The following is a 23749-nucleotide window of genomic DNA, read 5'->3' on the forward strand; positions in this document are numbered from 1 at the left end:
ACCGCGGAATGACCCGCACTCCATAAAGAAACACTGAAACGTTTCACCTATTGTGACTTAACTGTGACAAAAGTTACTTCTCGGTGTCAGACAAAGCCAAGACAGAAGCAGGCGCGAAGGTTACTGTAATCGCCCTGCTTCCAGTTAACGTGCAGAATCAGACCGACCGAACGCCTGAACAAGAAAAAACAGGCGTAGGTGTTTTCAGTGTCCAAAGGCAGTTCAAGCAAAAAGGATATCCGCAGCGATGGCGTACTACCGCACCCCTCACGACGTTACCGCCCTGCCCGCCTGGCAGGCGTTGAAACTTCACCGCGCCGGCATGCAGAACTTCAGCATGCGCGATGCGTTCAACAGCAACCCGAAACGTTTTGAAGAATTCACCCTGAGTAGCTGCGGGCTGTTTCTGGACTACTCGAAAAACCTGATCACCAACGAAACCCGCGACTTGCTGGTCAACCTCGCCAATGAGGTCGACCTCAAAGGCGCGATCAAGTCGCTGTTCGGCGGCGAAATCGTCAACGCCTCCGAGGGTCGCCCGGCCCTGCACACCGCGCTGCGTCGCCCGGTGGCCGACAAACTGTCGGTCAACGGCGTGAACATCATGCCCGAGGTGCATAAAGTCCTGAACCAGATGACCGAGCTGGTCGGCCGGATTCACGATGGCCTGTGGCGCGGTTACACCGAAAAACCGATCACCGACATCGTCAATATCGGCATCGGCGGCTCGTTCCTCGGCCCGGAGCTGGTTTCTGAAGCGTTGCTGTCCTACGCGCAAAAAGGCGTGCGCTGCCATTACCTGGCGAACATCGACGGCAGTGAGTTCCATGAACTGACCGCCAAGCTGCGTGCCGAAACCACGCTGTTTATCGTGTCGTCGAAATCCTTCAATACCCTCGAAACCCTGAAGAATGCCCAAGCGGCACGCGCCTGGTACCTAGCTCAGGGCGGCTCGGAAGCAGAGCTGCACCGCCACTTCATCGCCGTATCGAGCAACAACGCGGCAGCCGTGGCATTCGGCATTCGTGAAGAAAACATCTTCCCGATGTGGGACTGGGTTGGCGGGCGTTACTCGCTGTGGTCGGCCATTGGCTTGCCAATTGCCCTGGCCATCGGCATGTCCAACTTCAAGGAACTGTTGTCCGGTGCCTACAGCATGGACCAGCATTTCCAGACCGCGCCGTTCGAACAGAACATGCCGGTGCTGATGGCCGCGCTGGGCGTGTGGTATGGCAACTTCTGGGGCGCGCAAAGCCACGCGATCCTGCCGTACGACCACTACCTGCGCAACATCACCAAGCACTTGCAACAGCTGGACATGGAATCCAACGGCAAGAGCGTGCGCCAGGATGGCACTCCGGTATCAACCGATACTGGCCCGGTGATCTGGGGCGGCGTGGGCTGCAACGGTCAGCATGCGTATCACCAATTGCTGCACCAGGGCACCCAACTGATCCCGGCCGACTTTATCGTGCCGATTGTCAGCTTCAACCCGGTGTCCGACCACCATCAATGGCTGTATGCCAACTGTCTGTCGCAAAGCCAGGCGCTGATGCTGGGTAAAACCCGCGCAGAAGCCGAAGCTGAATTGCGTGACAAAGGCATGAGCGAAGAAGAGGTGCAAAAACTGGCACCGCACAAGGTGATCCCGGGTAACCGCCCGAGCAACACCCTGGTGGTTGAACGCATCAGCCCGCGCCGCCTGGGAGCACTGGTTGCGCTGTACGAGCACAAGGTCTTTGTACAAAGCGTGATCTGGGGCATCAACGCCTTCGACCAATGGGGTGTTGAGCTGGGCAAGGAGCTGGGCAAGGGCGTATACAACCGCCTGACCGGTATCCAGGAAGAGCCTGCCGACGATGCATCGACCCAAGGTCTGATCAACTACTTCCGCGGCCGTCATCGCGGTTGATTGATAGCCAGCCAGTCTTCACCGACTGGCTGGCACCATCGAGAAAGGCATCATGGAATTTATCCGCCGCCCCATCGAACGCCAGATCATGAGCCTGACCGGGCTTTCCCTTGGCAAGCTCGACCTCGAAAACCCCAAGGGCGACCCCGGCCTGTTCGGCCCCGATTCCATCAGTTGGCAGGTACACGGTGATTTCACCAGCATGCTGATTGGCGGCATCAGCGCCTTGATGTTGCAAGCCTTGCACCCGCTGGCCCTGGCCGGGGTGTGGGACCACTCCAATTTTCGCGAAGACATGCTGGGTCGGCTACGCCGCACCGGGCAGTTCATATCAGGTACCACCTTCGGCGCCACCGGCGATGCCAACTGGCTGATCGACAAGGTGCGCACCATCCATCTGCAAGTCACCGGCACCGGCCTCGATGGCCGCCCCTATGCCGCCAGCGACCCCGAGTTGCTGACCTGGGTGCATGTGGCCGAAGTCAGCAACTTCCTCGCCGCTCACCTGCGCTACCGTAACCCGCATTTGTCCGAAGCCGATCAGGATCGTTACTACGACGAAATCGCCCTGATCGCTGAGCGCCTGGGTGCGACCCATGTGCCGCGCTCGCGTCAGCAGATTGCCGATTACCTCGAAGGCATACGCCCGCAATTGTTGTGCGACGAGCGCAGCCATGAAGTGATCCGCCTGCTGCTCAACGCCCCCGCCCCCAGCCTGTTGGCCAAACCGTTTGGCGCGCTGATGATGCAGGCCGGGATTGACCTGCTCCCGGACTGGGCCAGCGATCAGCTGGGGCTGCATCAACGCCCGCAGATGCGCAAGCTGATACGTGCCGGGGTAAACAGTACCGCGCCGATATTGCGCTGGGCCGTGCGCAATGGCTCGGTGCAGCGGGCGCGGCGGCGTATGGGGCTTGGCTGAAACCGTGTCGCAGCCATCGCGCTCGCGCATCTGTTAAACTGCCGCGCCTTATCCATCCCCCAAGGCGCATCGCATGTCTTCCTTGAATCAGGCGCTGCGCGCCGCCCTCGATAACCGTCATGACCTGCTGGCCGAGCTGCACACCCAGGGCACCGACTGCTATCGCCTGTTCCACGGCAGCCAGGAAGGCGCCGGCGGCCTGACCATCGACCGTTACGGCCCGCAACTGCTGGTGCAGAGCTTTCATCAACGCCTTGAGCGCGATGACCTGTTGCAGCTGCACGCAGCCATCAATCGCCACCTGGGCCTCGACCTGCTGCTGGTCTACAACGACCGCTCCCAGGGCAACTCGCGTATCGACCGCGAAGACACCGTGTACCGTGCCGACGATGCCGCCCTGGCCGATACCGTGGGTCACGAGTGGGGCCTTAACTACCGGGTGCGCGGGCGCCATGCCGGGCAAGACCCGTTGCTGTTCCTGGATTTGCGCAACGCCCGTGGCTGGGTCAAGCAACACAGTGCCGGCAAAAGCGTGCTCAACCTGTTCTCCTACACCTGCGGCGTGGGCCTGAGTGCTGCTGCAGGCGGCGCGAGCGAGGTGTGCAACCTCGATTTCGCCGAAGGCAATCTGGCGGTTGGTCGTGAGAACGGTTTGCTCAACCCTGAACTGGCGAAGATGAAATTCGTACAGTCCGACTACTTCGCGGCCATCCGCCAGTTGGCCGGCTTGCCGATCATTCAGCGCCGCCACAAGCTGCCTGCCTACCCGCGGCTTGAACAGCGTGAATACGACCTGGTGCTGCTTGATCCGCCGGCCTGGGCCAAGAGCGCCTTCGGTACCGTCGACCTGCTGCGCGACTATCAAAGCCTGCTCAAACCCGCCGTGCTGGCCACCGCACCGGACGGTGTGCTGATCTGCTGCAACAACCTGGCGAAAGTCAGCATGGACGACTGGCGCGAACAGGTTTTGCGTTGCGCCGAGAAGGCCGGGCGCCCGGTCCGCGACTGGCAGGTCATGACCCCGGCCAGTGATTTTCCGTCACTGGATCAGCAGCCACCGCTGAAAACCCTGATCCTTCAATTTTAAATACGCCCTGAGTACGGCGAGCGTCTCGGAACCAGAATCGCGTGCCATACTCCAAGGCACTTCCGACTGCTATAGACGACGTCCCACATGCTCAAAGGATTGATCCGCGCCCTCGGCGCCGTGCTGATTGCTATCGCACTTTATAGCGTGCTTGGCTTCCTGATCTTGCCCGGCATTGGCCTGCGCATCATCAACCAGCAACTGGCCAACTACGCCACGGTGCCTGCCAAACTCGACCGGCTGGAGTTCAACCCCTTCAGCCTGGAGCTGACATTGTGGGGCTTGCGCGTGGGCGAGCCGGGCAAGGAGCAGGTCGGCTTCGAGCGGCTGTACACCAATCTGCAAGCCGACAGCCTGTGGACAAAAGCCCTGCACCTGGCCGCCGTAGAGCTGGACAAGCCCAAGACCGAACTGCTGTTCAACAAGGACGGTACCCTCAACCTGACCCAGCTGTTCAAGCTGCCCGCCAGTGAGCCCGTCCCGGCCGACCCCGAGAGCAAACCGTTCCCGCTGCGCATCGACAACATCAAGCTGGCGGGCGGTTACCTGCACTTCACCGATATGCGCCCCAGCGAACCTATCGAATTCCTCTATGACTCGATGGACCTGGAGCTGAAAAACCTCAGCACCCTGCCCGATGACAACGCCGACATGACCCTGGTGGCTGCAGGCCCCGCAGGCGGGCGGATTGACTGGACCGGCACCCTGAGCCTGGTGCCCATTACCTCGACCGGCAAACTGAAAGTCACCGATGGCAAGATGAAAGTCTGGTGGCCCTATGTGCGCGATGCGCTGCCACTGGCACTTGAAGACGGCGTACTGAATTTCAGCACCGACTACACCCTGAACCTGTCCAAAGAAACCGAGATGGTCCTGAGCAATGCCACGGCCAGCATCGCACCGCTCAAAATCAATGCCCCCGATGGCCGCCCGCTGGTCCGTCTGGAGCGCCTGGAGGTCAGCGACACCAGCGTCGACCTGGCCAAACAGGAAGTGGTAGTCGGCAAGATCAACAGCCAGAACCTCGAAACCTGGGCCGCCCGGGAAAAAGACGGCCAGCTTGACTGGCAAAAACTGTTTGCCAGCCAGCCCGAAAAAACACCTGCCAAGACCGCAGAAGTGGTGACCGTCGAAGCACCGAAACCCGCTCCCGTGGCGCCGAGCAAACCCTGGGCCGTGCTGCTCAAGGATGTCGACTTGCGCGACTATCGCGTCCACCTCGCCGACAAGGAGCCGAAAACCCCGGTGGCGCTGGATGTCGGCCCGCTCAACGTGAAGCTGAAAAACTTCGACAGCCTCAACCGCTCGCCTTTTACCCTCAACCTCGACACCGGCGTGGGCAAGCAGGGCAAACTCACCGCCAGCGGCGACGTCAACCTGAGCCCGGTCAGCGCCCGGCTCAAAGTCACCACCAAAGATATCGACCTGCGTATCGCCCAGGCCTATATCGACCCGTTTATCCGCCTTGAGCTGCGCAGCGGCATGCTCGGCAGCGATCTGGCGGTCGACCTCAAAAGCACCGAGCCCCTGGCCTTTAGCGTGGCAGGCCGCGCCCAGGTCGACCAACTGCACACACTGGACACCCTGAAAAACCGCGACTTCCTCAAATGGCAAAAACTTGTGCTGGAGGACGTCAAGTACCAGCACGGCGATAGCCTGTCGCTTGCCAGGGTCAATCTCGAAAAGCCTTATGTGCGTTTCATGATCAACGATGACCGCACCACCAATATCGATGACCTGCTGATCCCGCAACCCGCCGGCACCACCGCGGCCAAAAGCACGGCCAGCAAGGAAAAACCGCTGGGCATTCATATCGGCGCGATTGCGATCAACGATGGTTCGGCCAACTTTGCCGACTTCAGCCTGACACCCAACTTCCAGACGGCGGTTCAACAGCTCAACGGTCTGATCGGCACCATTGACAGCCGCAACCCCAAACCTGCCCCGGTGAATATCGCAGGCAAGGTCGACCGTTATGCACCGGTGACCATCAAGGGTAGCGTCAACCCGTTTGACCCGATGGCCAGCCTGGATATCGCCACCAGCTTCAAGCGCGTCGAACTGACCACCTTGACCCCCTACTCCGGCAAGTTCGCCGGCTACCGTATCCGCAAGGGCCGTCTCAATCTCGACCTGCACTACCTGATCACCAATGGCCAGCTCAAGGCCGAGAACAAACTGGTGGTCGAACAACTGCAACTGGGGGAAAAGGTCGACAGCCCGGACGCCGTGGACCTGCCGATAAAGCTGGCAATTGCCTTGCTCAAGGACACCGACGGCAAGATCTCCATCGAGCTGCCCATCAGCGGCGACCTCAACAACCCGCAATTCAGCGTCATGCCGATTATCTGGCAGACCGTGCGCAACCTGGTGTTGCGCGCCGCCCAGGCGCCCTTCAAGTTCATTGGCGGGCTGATCAACGGTGGTGGCGAAGACCTGGGCACCGTGTCATTCGCGCCAGGATCGAGCGAGCTGAGCCCTGAGGCGCAAAAAGCCCTGACCACCCTGGCCCAGGCCCTGAAAGAGCGCCCGGCCTTGCGTCTGGAGATTGAAGGCACAGCGGCGCAGAGCAGTGACGGCCCCCTTATCGCCAAGGATCGACTTGAGCGCGAGTTCCAGTACACCTACTACAAGATCCTTCAGCGTCGCGGTGAGAAGGTTCCGGCCAAGGCCGGCCTGCTTACCGTACCGGAGAGCGAAAAAGGCCCGCTGCTAGAGGGCATTTATCGCACGCGCCTCAAACAACAGCCGCCTGCTGAATGGAAAGACCTGAGCCGTGACGAGCGGGCTGCGAAAATGACCGCGGCACTGATCGACTTCTGGAGCAAAAGCGAAGTGCTGTTGCGTCAGCTGGGGCAAGACCGTGCCAGCAGCATCAAGGATTACCTGGTGGATAAAGGCGGGCTGGCGGATGACCGCGTGTACTTTATCGATGCCACGCTGGGTGAAGCCGAAAGTGATGGCCGGGTGATCTCGCCGTTGCATCTGGATAGCGAGTAATGCAGAACGTCGCTGTTTTGTAGCAGCTGTCGAAGGAACGAGGCTGCGTTCGGCGACGTAGTCGTCGTAAACCCGACAAACGCGGTTTGCCAGAAGCAACGGGGGTGTATGGTTTTGCGACGGCTCCGCCGCCGAACGCAGCCTCGTTCCTTCGGCAGCTGCTACGCGGACTTTCGTAACCCCCGATCCCAAATAGAACAGCCCCCGGCGCAGAACGCCGGGGGCTGTAATGGCCACATCCGTGTGGCCGTCGCATGAACCTTTTCAACAATGTCGGCAGGCGTACTGCTTGAATCACCTGCTGATCCTTGTTCCCCCGGTTCTACGAGAAAGGATGCCTTATTCGGCTTTCAGGCCATCAGCCGATACAGCTTTGACGCCTTTGATTTTCTTGGCGATGGACACTGCGATGTCTTTTTGAGCTGAAGTCACCGGCACCATCGAGGACAGGGAAACTACACCCTTGTTGGTTTCAACCTTGATGTCTGTACCTGGAATGCCTTTTTCAGTCACCAGGTCGGCTTTGACCTTGGTAGTGATCCAGGTATCAGAAGTAGCTTCCTTGGCTTTGGTTACTTCGCCTGCAGCCACCACCATAGGTGCCTGGGTGGTCGCCTGGGCAGCAAATGCAGCGTTGGCCATAGTCAGGGTCAGAGCGGTGGCAGTTGCGGCAGCGATAGCGAACTTCTTCATACGAGTAACTCCTGTCTTCTTTAGAGTCTGCGCTGTCTTGCAGCAGCAGGGTTATCAGTACTATTGCAGGGCGCGTGCCAACTTCAAAAAACAAATAAACCCTTACAAAACAACAACTTATAAATTCATCATTTTTAACCCGTCGTGCAAAATGCATGGCGTCGGTTAATTCTGCATGCAACTTGCGGCTTTCGACTCATGGCATATGGCCCTTTGGCGCCGACTTTACTGCAGCCATAAAAAAAGGACCCCGCAGGGTCCTTTTTCAACGCAGGTATCGGCGGCTATTAAGCTTCCGAAGCCTTCGCAGCAGCAACGTCCTTGATGGACAGCTTGATACGGCCGCGGTTGTCCACGTCCAGTACCAGTACTTCCACTTCCTGACCTTCTTTCAGAATGTCAGTCACTTTCTCTACGCGAGCGTCGCTCAGCATGGAGATGTGAACCAGGCCGTCTTTGCCCGGCAGGATGTTTACGAATGCGCCGAAGTCGACGATACGCTCAACCTTGCCCACATAGATCTTGCCGATCTCGGCTTCCGCGGTGATGCCCAGAACGCGCTGACGCGCTGCTTCTGCTGCTTCCTTGGATTCGCCGAAAATCTTGATCGAACCGTCGTCTTCGATATCGATCGAAGCCTTGGTTTCTTCACAGATTGCACGGATGGTCGCGCCGCCTTTACCGATAACATCACGGATTTTGTCGGTGTCGATCTTCATTGCGATCATGGTCGGCGCGTTGGCCGACAGCTCATTGCGCGAAACGGCAATGATCTGGTTCATCTGGCCCAAGATGTTCAGGCGAGCGTCCAGGGCCTGGCCCAGTGCGATCTCCATGATTTCTTCGGTGATGCCCTTGATCTTGATGTCCATCTGCAGCGCGGTAACACCTTTGGCGGTACCCGCTACTTTGAAGTCCATGTCGCCCAGGTGGTCTTCGTCACCCAGGATGTCGGTCAGAACTGCGAATTTCTCGCCTTCCTTAACCAGACCCATGGCGATACCGGCAACCGGTGCCTTCATCGGCACACCAGCGTCCATCAGTGCCAGGGAAGCACCGCAAACCGATGCCATCGAGCTGGAACCGTTGGATTCAGTGATTTCCGATACAACACGGATGGTGTACGGGAACACGTCAGCAGCAGGCAGCATGGCCTGAACCGAACGACGGGCCAGACGGCCGTGACCGATTTCGCGACGACCAGCGCCACCCATGCGACCACACTCACCTACCGAGAACGGAGGGAAGTTGTAGTGCAGCATGAACGGGTCTTTTTTCTCGCCTTCCAGGGTGTCCAGCAGTTGTGCGTCACGCGCAGTACCCAGAGTAGCAACAACCAGCGCCTGAGTTTCACCACGGGTGAACAGGGCCGAACCGTGGGTCTTTGGCAGAACGCCGACTTCGATGTTCAGAGGGCGAACAGTCTTGGTGTCACGGCCATCGATACGCGGCTTGCCGTTAACGATGTTTTCGCGAACGGTGCGGTATTCGATTTCGCCGAAAGCCGCTTTGACTTCGCTGGCAGAAGGCTGGCCTTCTTCACCGGACAGCTTGGCAACAACCTGATCCTTCAACTCGCCCAGGCGAGCGTAACGGTCGGCCTTGACGGTGATGGTGTAAGCCTGGGAGATCGCTTCGCCGAACTCGGCACGGATAGCGCCCAGCAGTGCGGTTGCTTCCGGGGCAGCAGCCCAGTCCCAGGTTGGTTTGGCAGCTTCGGCAGCCAGCTCTTTGACAGCCTGGATAACCACCTGGAATTCGTCGTGGGCGAACAGTACGGCGCCCAGCATCTGGTCTTCGGTCAGCTCTTTGGCTTCCGATTCAACCATCAATACAGCTTCCGAGGTACCGGCAACGACCATGTCCAGGCTGGAGGCAGCCAGTTGCTCGTAAGTCGGGTTCAGCAGGTAGCCGGTGCTTTCGTGGTAAGCAACGCGGGCTGCGCCGATCGGGCCATCGAAAGGAATGCCGGAGATGGCCAGGGCAGCCGAAGTACCGATCATCGCAGCGACGTCCGGATCGGTTTTCTTGCTGGTGGACAGAACGGTGCAGACAACCTGCACTTCGTTCATGAAGCCTTCTGGGAACAGCGGACGGATCGGACGGTCGATCAGTCGCGAAGTCAGGGTTTCTTTCTCGGAAGGGCGACCTTCACGCTTGAAGAAACCGCCAGGGATTTTACCTGCAGCGTAGGTTTTTTCCTGGTAGTGAACCGACAGAGGGAAGAAGCCCTTGCCTGGATCAGCTTGCTTGGCGCCGACCACAGTCACCAATACGCTGACGTCGTCGTCAACGGTGACCAATACTGCGCCGGAAGCTTGACGGGCGATACGGCCAGTCTCGAGAGTAACGGTCGACTGACCGAACTGAAATTTTTTGATAACCGGGTTCACGGTGTCCTACCTTCTTTGTGGCTCTTGGGGAACGGGTTTCTTGCGAAAGTCATGTGCAACATCGGGTATCAACCCGACTCAGGATGCTTACGAAAACAGCCCCGTGGCAGTTTTCGTAAGAATCCGGCTAGTCCAGATAAAACTTGAGGCTGGAAGCCGGCCCCACGCCTGCGGGAAACCCGCAAACGTGCGACAGACAACCAGCCTCTAGCAACATCGCTATTAGCGACGCAGACCCAGGCGAGCGATCAGCGCTTTGTAACGCTCAACGTTCTTGCCTTTGAGGTAGTCCAGCAGCTTGCGACGCTGGTTTACCATGCGGATCAGACCACGACGGGAGTGGTGATCTTTGCTGTTAGCTTTGAAGTGACCTTGCAGCGTGTTGATGTTAAAGGTCAGCAGTGCAACCTGCACTTCTGGAGAACCTGTATCACCTGGAGCTTGCTGGTAGTCTTTTACGATTTCTGCTTTGTGTTCAACTGTAAGTGCCATTTGGCTTTCCTTTCAATTAGGGCCTGCTTGCGAACAAGACAGATCCAATGGGCCGAGGACAAATCCTCGTATTTAAATGTGAGATGTGACCGTGCCCAATAACAGCCACCCTCGTTCCAGTCTGCGCCGGAAATATTACACCCCGATGCAGCCTGGCTCCGGTCATTCCGACCGAATCAATCGACGCGGCGCAATGCGCCCGTCTTCGCTCACTTCACCGATACCGATAAAGCGACCGTTGTGATCTTGTACCCGCACCATGCCGAACTTCGGAGCATCCGGAGCACGTACTGGCTGGCCGTTGAGCCAGTAGAACGCGCTGGCTTCGGAGAAGTGCAGCAACGGCCAGTCGAGCAGGCCACTGTCCGATGGCATCAGGAAGCGGTCGACCGCTTCATTGCCGCCTTCGGCATGCACCGCTTCCAGTTCTTCCAGCGTAACCGTCTGGGCCAGGCTGAAAGGTCCGGCGTGTGTACGACGCAGTTCTGCAACGTATGCCCCGCAGCCCAATTGCTCACCGATATCTTCCACAAGGGTACGGATATAGGTGCCTTTGGTGCAGTCGACGGCCAAGCGCGCAGTGTCGCCTTCGCTGGCCAGCAATTCGAGGCGGGTAATAGTAACAGAACGTGGTTCACGCTCCACCACTTCGCCTGCACGGGCCAGCTTGTAAAGCGGCTGTCCGTCACGCTTGAGCGCAGAGTACATCGGCGGTATCTGACTGATTTGCCCACGAAACTTGGGTAAAACAGCTTCAATATCGGCGCGACCAACGGTCACCGGACGCGTCTGCAAAACCTCGCCTTCAGCGTCTGCCGTGGTGGTGGTCTTGCCCAATTGCATCAGGGTTTCATAACCCTTGTCGGAATCGAGCAGGTATTGCGAAAACTTGGTGGCTTCGCCAAAGCACAGCGGCAATACACCGCTGGCCAATGGATCGAGGCTACCGGTGTGCCCTGCCTTCTCGGCATTGAGCAGCCAGCGGACTTTCTGCAGGGCCGCGTTGGAGGTGAACCCAAGTGGCTTGTCCAGCAGGATGATGCCGCTGACGTTACGACGGATACGCTTGACCTGAGCCACCGGTTACTCCTTGGTGTCTTCGGGAGCAGTGGTTTCAGGGTGCTGATTGTCTTCAGCCACTGCACGCTCGATCAAGGCGGACAGATGAGCACCACGCACGACGCTTTCATCGTAGTGGAAGTGCAACTGCGGAACGCTGCGCAGCTTCATTTCACGCGCCAGTTGCATGCGCAGGAAACCCGCTGCCGAGTTCAGCACCTTGATGCTCTGGGCGATATCTTCAGCGCTGTCCTGCCCCATTACGGTGATGAAGATCTTGGCGTGACCGACGTCACGGCTGACTTCAACAGCAGTAATGGTGACCAGACCCACGCGCGGGTCTTTGACTTCGCGACGGATCAGCTGTGCCAGCTCGCGCTGCATCTGATCGCCGATACGTTGGGTACGGCTATATTCTTTTGCCATGTCTTGTTACCTGTTACTCACCCATGGGAAACCCATGCGTTCTGAAAGCGGCAAACGCCCGGCCTGACAGAAGCCGGACCGGGCGTTGCGTTTAGAGTCCAGGCCGAGCGCTGCGCAAATGCATGCGCTGGCTCGTCCTCGCTCTTGAGGCTCGCGATTTAGAGGCTGCGAGCAACCTGGACCTTCTCGAACACTTCGATCTTGTCACCGACTTTAACGTCGTTGTAGCTCTTGACGCCGATACCGCATTCCATGCCGGCACGCACTTCGGACATGTCATCCTTGAAGCGACGCAGGGATTCCAGCTCGCCTTCGTAGATAACGATGTCTTCACGCAGTACGCGGATTGGACGGTTACGGTGAACAACACCTTCCAGCACCATGCAACCTGCAACCGCGCCAAACTTCGGCGAGCGGAACACGTCACGGACTTCAGCAATACCCAGGATGTTCTCCCGAACGTCGCTGCCAAGCATGCCGGTAAGGGCTTTCTTGACGTCTTCGATGATGTCGTAGATGACGTTGTAGTAACGCATGTCCAGGCCTTCCTGCTCGACAATCTTGCGAGCGCCGGCATCGGCACGCACGTTGAAGCCAAACAGTACAGCGTTGGAGGCCAGTGCCAGGTTAGCGTCGCTCTCGGTGATACCACCGACACCGCCGCCCACTACGCGCACTTGCACTTCGTCGTTACCCAGGCCGCTCAGAGCGCCCTGCAGAGCTTCCAACGAACCACGGACGTCAGATTTGAGGACGATGTTAAGCGTCTTCTTCTCTTCCTGGCCCATGTTCTCGAAGATGTTTTCCAGCTTGCCTGCGTGAGCACGCGCCAGTTTCACTTCGCGGAACTTGCCTTGACGGAACAGGGCAACTTCACGCGCCTTCTTCTCGTCGGTCATTACGCTCATCTCGTCGCCAGCATCTGGCGTACCGTCCAGGCCGAGGATCTCGACAGGGATGGATGGACCGGCTTCCTTGATAGGCTTGCCGTTCTCGTCGAGCATGGCGCGAATGCGGCCGTAGTTGGAACCGACCAGAACCATGTCGCCTTGGCGCAGGGTACCGTCTTGAACCAGAACGGTTGCAACAGGGCCACGGCCTTTGTCCAGACGGGACTCAACCACTACGCCACGGCCTGGAGCCGATGGAGTTGCCTTGAGTTCCAGAACTTCGGCTTGCAGCAATACGGCTTCGAGCAGTTCGTCAACGCCAGTACCCATTTTCGCCGAGACCGAAACAAACGGAGTGTCACCACCCCACTCTTCCGACGTCACGCCGTGAACGGACAGTTCGCTACGAATGCGATCGAGGTCAGCACCTGGCTTGTCGATCTTGTTCACTGCAACAACCAGCGGCACGCCAGCGGCTTTCGCATGCTGAACAGCTTCGATGGTCTGCGGCATTACGCCGTCGTCTGCAGCCACAACCAGAATCACGATGTCAGTTGCCTTGGCACCACGAGCACGCATTGCGGTAAACGCAGCGTGACCCGGGGTGTCGAGGAACGTGACCATGCCGCGTTCGGTTTCAACGTGGTATGCACCGATGTGCTGAGTAATACCACCGGCTTCGCCAGCAGCTACCTTGGCACGACGGATGTAGTCGAGCAGGGACGTTTTACCGTGGTCAACGTGGCCCATTACGGTCACAACCGGAGCACGGGAGAACGACTCGCCTTCGAACTTCAGGGACTCGGCCAGGGAATCTTCCAGGGCGTTGTCGCTGACCAGAGTCACTTTGTGGCCCAGTTCTTCAGCAACCAGTTGGGCAGTTTCCTGATCCAGTACCTGGTTGATGGTCGCTGGAGTACCCAGCTTGAACATGAACTTGATGACTTCGGCAGCCTTGACCGACATCTGTGCAGCCAAATCGCCGACAGTGATGGTCTCGCCAATCTGCACGTCACGAACTACAGGGCCGGTTGGGCTCTGGAAACCGTGAGCGTTGCGCTTCTTCAGCTTGCCCTTGCCACGACCACCGCGACGGAAGCTGTCGCTTTCTTCGTCGGAAGTACGCGGAGCAACACGTGGAGTCGGTGCTTTTTCTTTAACCGAGGCACGATGCGGAGCGTTTTTGCGATCGCCGTCACCACTGCCGCGACGATTGTTGTCGTCTGCGCGTGGTTTGTCCGGGCGACGCTGTTCGTCACGCTTGCGTGCATCAGCGGCTGGAGCCGGTGCTGGCGCTGCGGCTTGCACAGGTGCAGGCGCTGCAGCGGCCGGAGCTGCAACAGGAGCAGATGCAGGCTGGCGGCGCGCTTCTTCTTCGGCGCGACGCTTGGACTCTTCTTCAGCCTTTTGACGTGCGGCATTTTCTACTGCACGACGTTCATCCATCTCACGTTTGCGCTCGGCTTCGATTTCTTCCGGGCTTTGCTGTACGAAGACTTTCTTCTTGCGTACTTCAACGCTGATGCTTTTGCTGCCAGCTACACGCAGGGTACTGGTGGTTTTACGCTGCAAAGTGATCTTGCGCGGTTCTTCCACTTTAGCCTTGTGGCTGCTTTTCAGGTGAGTCAGCAGAGCCTGCTTCTCACTATCGGTTACATTCTGCTCGGCGGCGTTGTGCGGCAGACCTGCCTCACGCATCTGCTGCAACAGGCGCTCAACCGGTGTTTTGACCTCATCGGCCAGTTGTTTCACCGTGACTTGCGTCATGCATTTCTCTCCTCAGGCCGCGCCTAATTACTCGAACCAATGGGCTCGGGCGGCCATGATCAACTTGCCGGCACGATCATCGTCAATGCCGTCGATGTCGAGCAGGTCGTCAATAGACTGCTCGGCCAGGTCTTCGCGGGTAATTACGCCGCGCACCGCCAGTTCCATCGCCAAATCCTTGTCCATACCCTCAAGCGAGAGCAGGTCTTCGGCCGGATGGGCGTCTGCCAGCTTTTCCTCAGTAGCGATGGCTTTAGTCAACAGTCGATCCTTGGCGCGAGCGCGAAGCTCGTTGACGGTATCTTCGTCAAAGCCATCGATGTTGAGCATTTCCTCCACCGGTACGTAGGCAATCTCTTCCAGGCTAGTAAAGCCTTCATCAACCAGTACCTGCGCCAGGTCTTCATCAACTTCCAGCTCTTCGATGAAGTTGCGCAGGATATCGCCGGTTTCTGCTTGCTGCTTGGCCTGGATGTCCGATTCGGTCATCACGTTCAGGGTCCAGCCGGTCAACTGGCTGGCCAGACGTACGTTCTGACCGCCGCGACCAATCGCCTGGGCCAGATTGTCTGCGCCAACGGCGATGTCCATTGCATGGGCATCTTCGTCGACGATAATAGCCGCCACTTCTGCTGGCGACATTGCGTTGATCACGAACTGCGCCGGGTTGTCATCCCAAAGGACGATATCCACTCGCTCTCCGCCCAATTCGCCGGACACTGCCTGGACGCGCGAACCGCGCATACCGATGCAGGCACCTTGCGGATCAATGCGCTTGTCTTTCGAGCGAACGGCTATTTTAGCGCGTGATCCAGGATCGCGGGAGGCCGCCATCACTTCGATCAGGCCTTCGGAGATTTCTGGCACTTCAATGCGGAACAGTTCGATCAGCATCTCTGGCGCAGTACGCGACAGGATCAGCTGAGGACCGCGGTTTTCAGTGCGGATTTCCTTGAGCAATGCGCGAAGGCGTACACCAACACGGAAAGTCTCACGCGAAATGATGTCTTCACGGGCCAGCAACGCTTCAGCGTTGTTACCCAGGTCAACGATCACATTGTCGCGGGTCACCTTTTTAACGGTGCCGGAAATGATTTCGCCCAGACGCTCACGATAGGCATCGACTACTTGAGCACGCTCGGCTTCGCGAACTTTTTGCACGATGACCTGTTTGGCCGTCTGTGCAGCAATCCGACCGAATTCGATAGAATCGATTTTCTCTTCGATAATATCGCCGGCTTTCGCGCCTGGCTGTTTCGCCTGGGCCTGGTCTACAGCCAACTCGTATGCTGGATCATCCAGATCTTCGTCTTCGACCACAGTCCAGCGACGGAAAGTCTCATAGTTACCGGTGTGGCGATTGATTTCCACACGCAGTTCGACTTCGTCTTCAAAACGCTTTTTAGTAGCGGTGGCCAGAGCCAGCTCCAGCGCTTCAAAAATAACGTTTGCCGGTACGCCCTTTTCATTGGACACCGACTCAACAACCAGCAGTACTTCTTTGCTCATCGTACGCCTCGCCTTTCGCAAGCCATTGGATCCGCGGGATCCGCGTCTCAGTCAAAACTGGGAATAATGTTGGCCTTGTCGATCATATCGATCGGCAACAGGAACTCATGGTCTTCAACCTGCACCACGATGTCCTGCTCTTCTACGCCGCGCAGAAGGCCCTGAAAGTTACGTCGCCCTTCAAAAGGCGAGCGCAGCTTGATCTTCACTTGCTCACCGACAAATTGGGCAAACTGTTCAAGCGTGAACAGTGGGCGTTCCATGCCAGGAGAAGAAACTTCAAGGGTGTATTCAACAGCGATAGGATCTTCGACATCCAGAACGCCGCTGATCTGACGACTCACGATTGCGCAGTCATCCACCAGTACGCCGCCTTCCTTGTCGATATACACACGCAACATTGAATGGCGGCCTTGAGCCGAAAATTCAATACCCCAGCATTCATAGCCAAGGGCCACGACCACCGGGGCCAACAAGTCCTGCAACTGTTCTAGCTTGCTCGACACCTGAACCCCCTAGTGCATGTTTGTGCATGCTGTGCAAAATGAAAAAATGGGCGAAGCGCCCATCTCTGAAACGTCGTTGAATACCGACGCTATAAAGTGTCCAGCTAACAAAAAGCCCCTGAAAAGGGGCTCCGCTGAAACTGGTTGCGGGAGCCGGATTTGAACCGACGACCTTCGGGTTATGAGCCCGACGAGCTACCAGACTGCTCCATCCCGCGACAAAGCTGGAGCGGAAGTATACGGTTGATCCCTTGACGGGTCAATCTAACCTTCCACATACAAGAAAGCCCGCTACTGCGGGCATTCTTGATAATTGGTACCGAGAAGGGGACTCGAACCCCTACACCCTATGGGCACAACCACCTCAAGGTTGCGTGTCTACCAATTCCACCACCTCGGCAATACAACGTTTACATCATGAAACCCGTTTTACTTTTGCTCTTGAGCTGGAGGTACGTCAGTCGCAGGAGTTGCCGACTTTTGCTCTTGAAGCACCGGAACATCATCTGAAGCCGGTTTTTGCACTGGCACTTCCAACACCGCTGGGTTTGGCAAACCTACTTGAGTCAGCTGTTCAGCTTTCTCTTTAGCAAAGTAACCTAACCCTAAGCTGGTTATGAAAAAACCTGCGGCAAGTATAGCAGTAAACTTACTAAGAAAGGTAGAGGAACCTTGGCTTCCGAACACAGTATTTGATGCACCTGCGCCGAAAGATGCTCCAGCATCCGCTCCCTTGCCCTGTTGCAGCAAAACCAGGGCAATCACACCCAATGCTGTCAACAGATGAAACACAGTTACGACGTTATCCAGCATTTTCAGTTTCCTGCGGCACGAATGATCGCACCGAACTCATCTGCATTCAGGGAAGCCCCACCAATGAGTCCCCCATCGATATCCGGCATGCTGAACAGTTCGACCGCATTGGCCGCCTTCACGCTGCCGCCGTATAGAAGCCGCACACCTTGTGCCACTTCAGAATTCTTTTGCGCCAGCTGTGCGCGAATGGCCGCATGCACATCTTGCGCTTGCTGTGGCGATGCGGTCAGCCCGGTGCCAATGGCCCAGACCGGCTCGTATGCAATCACGGCATTTACAAAAGCATCGATGCCAAACTCGTCAATCACGGCATTCAGCTGACGCTCTACCACTTCAAGCGTTTGTCCCGCTTCGCGCTGCTCCAGGGTCTCCCCTATGCACAGCACTGGCGTCAAGCCAGAGGCTTGGGCCGCTGCAAACTTGCGGTTGAGTGTCTCATCCTGCTCACCCAGAATCAGGCGGCGTTCAGAGTGCCCCACAAGCACCAGCTTGCAACCTGCGTCTGCCAACTGGCTAGAGGAAACCTCACCAGTCAGCGCGCCCTGCCCCGACTCCACCGCAGCATCCTGAGCACCGACCGAAATCGCTGCGCCTTGCAAGCCATTGATAACACGATCAATAAACAGCTGAGGCGGAAATACTGCAACATCAACATCGTTTGGCAGGACCAGACCACGCAGACCGTCGATCAGCTCAGCGACGCTGGCGCGGGTACCGTGCATCTTCCAGTTACCAGCTACCATAGTGCGACGCATGCTTTACCTCGTCGGTCAAAGTGGGCGCAGATGTTACCCAACCAAATCAAAGCTGGCAAGCCGAATTCAGGAACAAACTTCACTTACCAGTTTTGCCAGCTCTTCGGCGTAGCCGCGAACCATGTTTTCGTCATCACCTTCGACCATGACACGCACCAGAGGCTCTGTTCCAGACTTGCGCAGCAACACGCGACCACGACCGTTCATGGCCGCCGTCACTCGCGCGCACGCCGCCTTGACCTCGGGATGCTCAACCGGATTGACACCGCCAGCAAAACGAACATTCAGCAACACTTGCGGGCACTTGCGTAGCGCCTGGCGCGACTGGGCCAGGCTTTCTTCGCGACGACGCAAGGACAGCAGCACCTGCAGCGCCGCAATGATCGCATCGCCCGTCGTGGTGTGCTGGAAGCACACGATATGCCCGGAGTTTTCACCCCCTACCAGCCAGTTACGCTCTTGCAGGGCCGCGATCACATAACGGTCGCCCACATTGGCGCGCACGAACTCAATACCCAGGTCAGCCAATGCCAGCTCAAGGCCAAGGTTGCTCATCAGGGTACCGACAACACCACCCTGCAATTTGCCACGCTCATGCAAGTCACGGGCAATGATAAACAACAGCTCATCGCCATCGACCACGGCACCGGCATGGTCAACCATCAATACCCGGTCGCCGTCGCCATCAAAGGCAATACCCAGGTCCGCACCTTCAGCCACCACGGCCGCCTGCAACTGACCCATATGGGTCGAACCGCAGTTTTCGTTGATGTTCAGGCCATCAGGCTGAGCCGACAGTACAACGACTTGAGCACCCAGCTCCTTGAAAACACTTGGCGCAACCTTGTAGGTCGCACCGTGGGCGCAATCGAGAACAATCTTCATGCCGCTGAATTTGGTGCTGCTTGGCACGCTGCTTTTGCAAAATTCGATATAACGACCCGGCGCATCATTGATCCGCGAGACCTTGCCGAGCTTGTCGGAGTCGACAACCGTCATCGGCGCATCCAGCAACTCTTCGATCATCAGTTCAACGTCGTCAGGCAGCTTGGTGCCCTCGCCGGAAAAGAACTTGATGCCATTATCGTCATGGGGGTTGTGCGAAGCGCTGATCACGATGCCCGCTTCCGCATGGAAGGTACGGGTCAGGTAGGCAATGGCCGGCGTGGGCATAGGCCCCAGCAGCATCACATCCGCCCCGGCAGCCGACAAACCGGCCTCAAGGGCCGATTCAAACATGTAGCCCGAAATACGCGTGTCCTTGCCTACCAGGATGCGGCAAGCACCCTTGCTGCGAAACGCCATGCCCGCTGCCCAGCCCAACTTGAGCATAAAGTCAGGGGTAATCGGATAAACGCCGACCCGACCACGAATACCGTCGGTGCCAAAATACTTCTTTGTCATAAGTGCTCCATCATTCTTAGTCGGCGGCATCTACCGCTGCGATCATCCGTACCACATCAACTGTTTCGGCAACATCATGGACACGCAAAATACGCGCGCCCTTGGTCATCGCCAATGCCGCAAGAGCCAGGCTGCCATAGAGCCGCTCCGCAACTGGCCGGTTCAGTGTCTGCCCGACCATGCTTTTACGTGACACGCCCACCAGCAAAGGCCGACCCAGTGCATGCAGGGCCTCCATATGCTTGAACAGGCTCAAATTGTGCTGCAAGGTTTTGGCAAAACCAAACCCCGGGTCCAGCACGATGCGCTCAGGCCCGATGCCTGCTGCTGCACAACGCACCATGCTGTCAGCCAGAAACGCCGACACCTCGCCGACCAGATCTTCGTAGCGGGGATTGTCCTGCATGTCACCGGGCTCGCCGAGCATATGCATCAGACACACCGGCAAGCCGGTGGCTGCTGCAGCCTGCAAGGCCCCTTCACGGCGCAGCGAGCGCACGTCATTGATCAACCCTGCGCCAAGGCGCGCAACCTCGGTCATGACCATTGGCGCGGATGTATCGACCGAAATAATCACATCCAGTTCCCGAGCGATACGCTCGACAACCGGCGCGACCCGGTCGAGTTCCGCCTGCGGGGAGACCACAGGCGCTCCAGGGCGGGTTGACTCGCCACCAACATCAATCAGGGTCGCACCGGCCAACACCATCGCCTCTGCATGGCGCAGAGCCGCGTCCAGCGGTGCGAAGCGGCCGCCATCGGAAAAGGAATCAGGGGTGACATTGAGGATACCCATAACATGCGTATGGGCCAAATCAAGAACCCGGTTGCCGCAAGGCAACCGGGTTGAGGACTGAACAGAAGTCATTTCAAGCCTTATTGATCAGCAGCAGGGCCGCCGATAGGTGTTTCCGGGCGCTCGGTTTTATCCAGCGTAGGGGCAGTCGGGGTACCCGAGTTGCCATCTTCCCAGTCACGAGGCTCGCGTGGCGGACGACCCGCCATGATGTCGTCGATCTGATCGGCATCGATCGTTTCGTACTTCATCAACGCGTCAGCCATTGCATCCAGCTTGTCGCGGTTTTCTGTGAGGATCTGCTTGGCCGTGTTGTAGCACTGGTCAATGATGCTGCGCACTTCGGAGTCGATCAGCTTGGCTGTCTCGCCCGATACGTTTGCAGACTGACCGCCACCACGACCCAGGTAGGACTCTTCGTCCTCGGCATACATCAGCGGGCCGAGCTTCTCGGACAAGCCCCACTTGGTCACCATGTTGCGGGCAATCTGGCTGGCTCGCATGATGTCGTTGGAAGCGCCGGTGGTCACACCGTCGAAACCCAGGGTCATCTCTTCAGCGATACGGCCACCGTACAGCGAGCAGATCTGGCTGATCAGCGCACGCTTGGACAGGCTGTAGCGATCTTCTTCCGGCAGGAACATGGTCACGCCCAGGGCGCGGCCACGAGGAATGATCGACACCTTGTAGACCGGATCATGCTCAGGCACTACGCGACCCACGATAGCGTGACCCGCTTCGTGATAGGCCGTGTTGCGCTTTTCTTTATCCGACATGACCATCGATTTGCGCTCGGCGCCCATCATGATCTTGTCCTTGGCCAGCTCGAACTCTTTCATTTCAACAACACGCTTGCCGGTTCGCGCTGCGAACAGGGAAGCCTCGTTGACCAGGTTGGCCAGGTCGGCACCCGAGAAGCCCGGCGTACCACGTGCAATAACGGCAGGCTGGACATCATCGCCCATTGGCACTTTACGCATGTGCACCTTGAGAATCTGCTCGCGGCCACGAATGTCCGGCAAGCCCACCACGACCTGACGGTCAAAACGACCTGGACGCAGCAGCGCCGGGTCAAGTACGTCAGGACGGTTGGTGGCGGCAATCACGATGATGCCGTCGTTCATCTCAAAGCCATCCATCTCAACCAGCAACTGGTTAAGGGTCTGCTCGCGCTCGTCATGACCGCCGCCCATACCGTTGCCACGGTGACGACCGACCGCATCGATCTCATCGATAAAGATGATGCAAGGAGCGTGTTTCTTGGCCTGCTCAAACATGTCACGCACGCGGCTGGCGCCAACGCCCACGAACATTTCAACAAAGTCGGAACCGGAGATGGTGAAGAACGGCACCTTGGCCTCACCCGCAATCGCCTTGGCGATCAGGGTTTTACCGGTACCCGGTGGCCCCACCATCAGCACACCACGCGGAATGCGACCACCCAGGCGCTGGAACTTGCCCGGATCACGCAGGAACTCAACCAGCTCGCCCACTTCTTCCTTGGCTTCATCGCAACCTGCCACGTCAGCCAGGGTCGTCTTGACCTGGTCTTCCGACAGCAGCCGCGCCTTGCTCTTGCCAAAGCTCATCGGGCCGCCTTTACCGCCGGCACCGCCCTGCATCTGGCGCATCATGAACATGAAGACCGCGATGATCACCAGGATCGGGAAGCTGGCAACCAGCAACTGGGTCCAGATGCTTTGTTGCTCAGGCAATTTGCCTTCAACGGTGACATGGTTATCCACCAGGTCGCCGATCAAACCGTTGTCCTGAATAGCCGGACGGATGGTCTTGAAGGTATCGCCATCGCTGCGTTTGCCGGTAATCACGTAGCCATCCACGGCAACGCGCTCGACCTTGCCATCCTTAACTTGCTGGATGAAGTCGGAATAGTTGAGGGTTTGTGGCTCGTTTGGACTGGAGAAGTTGTTCATCACTGTCACCAGGACAGCGGCGATGATCAACCACAGGATCAGATTCTTTGCCATATCGTTCAATTAGCTACCCTCTGAAGCACAAGCCCCGCTACTGAAGCGTGCTTCGCATGATATTCACCGGCATAACTTACTACATTGCCTACAACCCTTGCAGGCTCCGTCTGTAACCCTTTGTGAAACTTTGCCTACACAATATTCGTTATGCCAGATCTGTAAAGCGATTCAAAAAAATCTATCGCCCTTGTTACAGACGTTCATCACTGGCCGAACCTTCAACACCGCGGAAGCCGCGACCCAGCAAATACTGCTCGCGGGACCTGTCTCGCGACGAAGACGGCTTGCGCATCTGTACCTTGTCAAACAGCTTGCGAATGTCCTTGTGGTACTGGTCGAAGCCTTCACCCTGGAAAACCTTGATCAGAAAATCACCACCTGGACGTAGGACGCGACCGGCAAGGTCCAGTGCCAATTCGCACAGAAACATTGCCCGCGGCATATCGACAGCTGCCAATCCACTCATATTGGGGGCCATATCTGAAATCACAAGGTCTACTTGTGTATTTCCGACGGCCTCGAGGATCTGTGCAAGCACGGCGTCCTCGGTAAAGTCGCCCTTGATGAAGGTCACATCAGGGATGCTGTCCATGTCCAGGATGTCGGAAGCAATCAAACGCCCCTGACCACCGATCAGACGACTGGTCACCTGCGACCAGCCACCCGGGGCTGCGCCAAGGTCGATAACGGTCATGCCGGGACGAATCAGCTTGTCGCGCTCCTGGATCTCCAGCAATTTGTAGCTGGCGCGGGAGCGATACCCGTCTTTTTGCGCCATTTTGACGTACGGGTCGTTGAAATGTTCTTTCAGCCAGTTAAGGCTAGTCTTGGAACGGGCCACGGGCCACCTCAAAAATTTTAAACGGGTCGTGATTAACTGGGCGGTCTGGGACTCGCTCGGGTAAACTGGCCGCCGCTTTTTACAAGATCAGACACAGGGGTCAGATTATGCCGCTCACTCAAGAGCAGAAGAAACAGTACAAATCCATTGGCCACCATCTGAAACCAGTTTTGACTGTGGCTGACAATGGTTTGACTGAAGGTGTTTTAGCCGAACTCGAACGCGCATTGGGCGATCACGAGCTGATTAAAATCAAAGTCAACATCCTGGATCGCGAATCCCGCCTGGAGGCCATTGCAGAACTGTGCAAGGCAGGCAAAGCGGAACTGGTACAGGTTATCGGCAAAATGGCGCTTCTGTACCGCAAGAACGTCAATGTAAACAAGCAACTGTCGAACATCCATCGCTTCAAGTGATGTCGACAAGGGTCAAGGGTGCGCCTGGCGCGCCCTGAAACTCTTCCAGGGCCAAAGCCCGAGAGTCATGCAAG

19 protein-coding genes and 2 tRNA genes are annotated in these 23749 nt (G+C 57.6%); 5 read left to right on the top strand and 16 right to left on the bottom strand.

Annotated features, from left to right (window positions below):
* Window positions 1–247 precede the first annotated feature (247 nt).
* The 4 genes from pgi (at window position 248) to BLU25_RS10965 (ending at window position 6921) form a co-directional block, all read left to right on the top strand.
* On the top strand, window positions 248–1912 hold the full coding sequence (gene pgi, locus BLU25_RS10950; RefSeq protein ID WP_016783427.1) for a glucose-6-phosphate isomerase: 1665 nt from the start codon (window positions 248–250) through the stop codon (window positions 1910–1912).
* A gap of 52 nt (window positions 1913–1964) precedes the next feature.
* Complete coding sequence (locus BLU25_RS10955; RefSeq protein ID WP_016783428.1) at window positions 1965–2834, top strand: oxygenase MpaB family protein; 870 nt, start codon at window positions 1965–1967, stop codon at window positions 2832–2834.
* Window positions 2835–2907: 73 nt separating this feature from the next.
* Window positions 2908–3921 carry a class I SAM-dependent rRNA methyltransferase gene (locus tag BLU25_RS10960; RefSeq protein ID WP_016783429.1) on the top strand — a complete coding sequence of 338 codons (1014 nt, stop codon included), beginning with the start codon at window positions 2908–2910 and terminating at the stop codon, window positions 3919–3921.
* Window positions 3922–4008: 87 nt separating this feature from the next.
* Window positions 4009–6921 carry a DUF748 domain-containing protein gene (locus BLU25_RS10965; protein ID WP_016783430.1) on the top strand — a complete coding sequence of 971 codons (2913 nt, stop codon included), beginning with the start codon at window positions 4009–4011 and terminating at the stop codon, window positions 6919–6921.
* Window positions 6922–7260: 339 nt separating this feature from the next.
* Here the strand turns inward: BLU25_RS10965 and BLU25_RS10970 are convergent, their stop codons facing one another.
* From BLU25_RS10970 to rlmE, 16 genes are all read right to left on the bottom strand, one after another.
* Window positions 7261–7614, bottom strand: a complete 354-nt coding sequence (locus BLU25_RS10970) for a BON domain-containing protein (protein WP_016783431.1) — start codon at window positions 7612–7614, stop codon at window positions 7261–7263.
* A gap of 287 nt (window positions 7615–7901) precedes the next feature.
* Window positions 7902–10007 (bottom strand): polyribonucleotide nucleotidyltransferase, encoded by a 2106-nt coding sequence (gene pnp, locus BLU25_RS10975; RefSeq protein ID WP_016783432.1) that lies wholly within the window; start codon window positions 10005–10007, stop codon window positions 7902–7904.
* Window positions 10008–10229: 222 nt separating this feature from the next.
* The gene (gene rpsO, locus BLU25_RS10980; protein ID WP_016783433.1) at window positions 10230–10499 is read right to left on the bottom strand and encodes a 30S ribosomal protein S15; all 270 of its coding nucleotides are present in this window, start codon (window positions 10497–10499) and stop codon (window positions 10230–10232) included.
* Between the two features lie 162 nt (window positions 10500–10661).
* Entirely contained in the window at window positions 10662–11579 is a 918-nt protein-coding gene (gene truB / locus BLU25_RS10985; RefSeq protein WP_016783434.1) for a tRNA pseudouridine(55) synthase TruB, read from the bottom strand.
* Between the two features lie 3 nt (window positions 11580–11582).
* Window positions 11583–11984, bottom strand: coding sequence for a 30S ribosome-binding factor RbfA (gene rbfA, locus BLU25_RS10990; RefSeq protein WP_016783435.1), 402 nt, complete (start codon window positions 11982–11984; stop codon window positions 11583–11585).
* A 158-nt stretch (window positions 11985–12142) separates the two neighbouring features.
* The gene (infB, locus tag BLU25_RS10995) at window positions 12143–14641 is read right to left on the bottom strand and encodes a translation initiation factor IF-2 (RefSeq protein WP_016783436.1); all 2499 of its coding nucleotides are present in this window, start codon (window positions 14639–14641) and stop codon (window positions 12143–12145) included.
* Window positions 14642–14668: 27 nt separating this feature from the next.
* Entirely contained in the window at window positions 14669–16150 is a 1482-nt protein-coding gene (gene nusA / locus BLU25_RS11000) for a transcription termination factor NusA (RefSeq protein ID WP_016783437.1), read from the bottom strand.
* 47 nt (window positions 16151–16197) lie between these two features.
* On the bottom strand, window positions 16198–16656 hold the full coding sequence (rimP, locus tag BLU25_RS11005) for a ribosome maturation factor RimP (RefSeq protein WP_016783438.1): 459 nt from the start codon (window positions 16654–16656) through the stop codon (window positions 16198–16200).
* Between the two features lie 141 nt (window positions 16657–16797).
* A tRNA-Met gene (locus BLU25_RS11010) sits at window positions 16798–16874 on the bottom strand.
* Window positions 16875–16970: 96 nt separating this feature from the next.
* Window positions 16971–17056, bottom strand: a tRNA-Leu gene (locus tag BLU25_RS11015).
* Between the two features lie 29 nt (window positions 17057–17085).
* The gene (gene secG / locus BLU25_RS11020) at window positions 17086–17469 is read right to left on the bottom strand and encodes a preprotein translocase subunit SecG (RefSeq protein WP_003439612.1); all 384 of its coding nucleotides are present in this window, start codon (window positions 17467–17469) and stop codon (window positions 17086–17088) included.
* Between the two features lie 2 nt (window positions 17470–17471).
* Window positions 17472–18227 (bottom strand): triose-phosphate isomerase, encoded by a 756-nt coding sequence (gene tpiA, locus BLU25_RS11025; protein WP_029611720.1) that lies wholly within the window; start codon window positions 18225–18227, stop codon window positions 17472–17474.
* Window positions 18228–18293: 66 nt separating this feature from the next.
* Window positions 18294–19631 (bottom strand): phosphoglucosamine mutase, encoded by a 1338-nt coding sequence (gene glmM / locus BLU25_RS11030; RefSeq protein WP_016783440.1) that lies wholly within the window; start codon window positions 19629–19631, stop codon window positions 18294–18296.
* Between the two features lie 16 nt (window positions 19632–19647).
* Window positions 19648–20499: a dihydropteroate synthase gene (folP, locus tag BLU25_RS11035; RefSeq protein WP_029611721.1), complete on the bottom strand. Its 852-nt coding sequence runs from the start codon at window positions 20497–20499 to the stop codon at window positions 19648–19650.
* 8 nt (window positions 20500–20507) lie between these two features.
* Entirely contained in the window at window positions 20508–22415 is a 1908-nt protein-coding gene (ftsH, locus tag BLU25_RS11040; protein ID WP_016783442.1) for an ATP-dependent zinc metalloprotease FtsH, read from the bottom strand.
* Window positions 22416–22608: 193 nt separating this feature from the next.
* Window positions 22609–23259, bottom strand: coding sequence for a 23S rRNA (uridine(2552)-2'-O)-methyltransferase RlmE (rlmE, locus tag BLU25_RS11045; RefSeq protein ID WP_016783443.1), 651 nt, complete (start codon window positions 23257–23259; stop codon window positions 22609–22611).
* A gap of 107 nt (window positions 23260–23366) precedes the next feature.
* On the opposite strand from rlmE, the gene yhbY reads away from it, so the two are divergent.
* Window positions 23367–23675 (top strand): ribosome assembly RNA-binding protein YhbY, encoded by a 309-nt coding sequence (yhbY, locus tag BLU25_RS11050; RefSeq protein WP_003439595.1) that lies wholly within the window; start codon window positions 23367–23369, stop codon window positions 23673–23675.
* Window positions 23676–23749 lie beyond the last annotated feature (74 nt).

The organism is Pseudomonas fragi, from assembly GCF_900105835.1.
Classification (GTDB): Bacteria; Pseudomonadota; Gammaproteobacteria; order Pseudomonadales; family Pseudomonadaceae; genus Aquipseudomonas; species Aquipseudomonas fragi.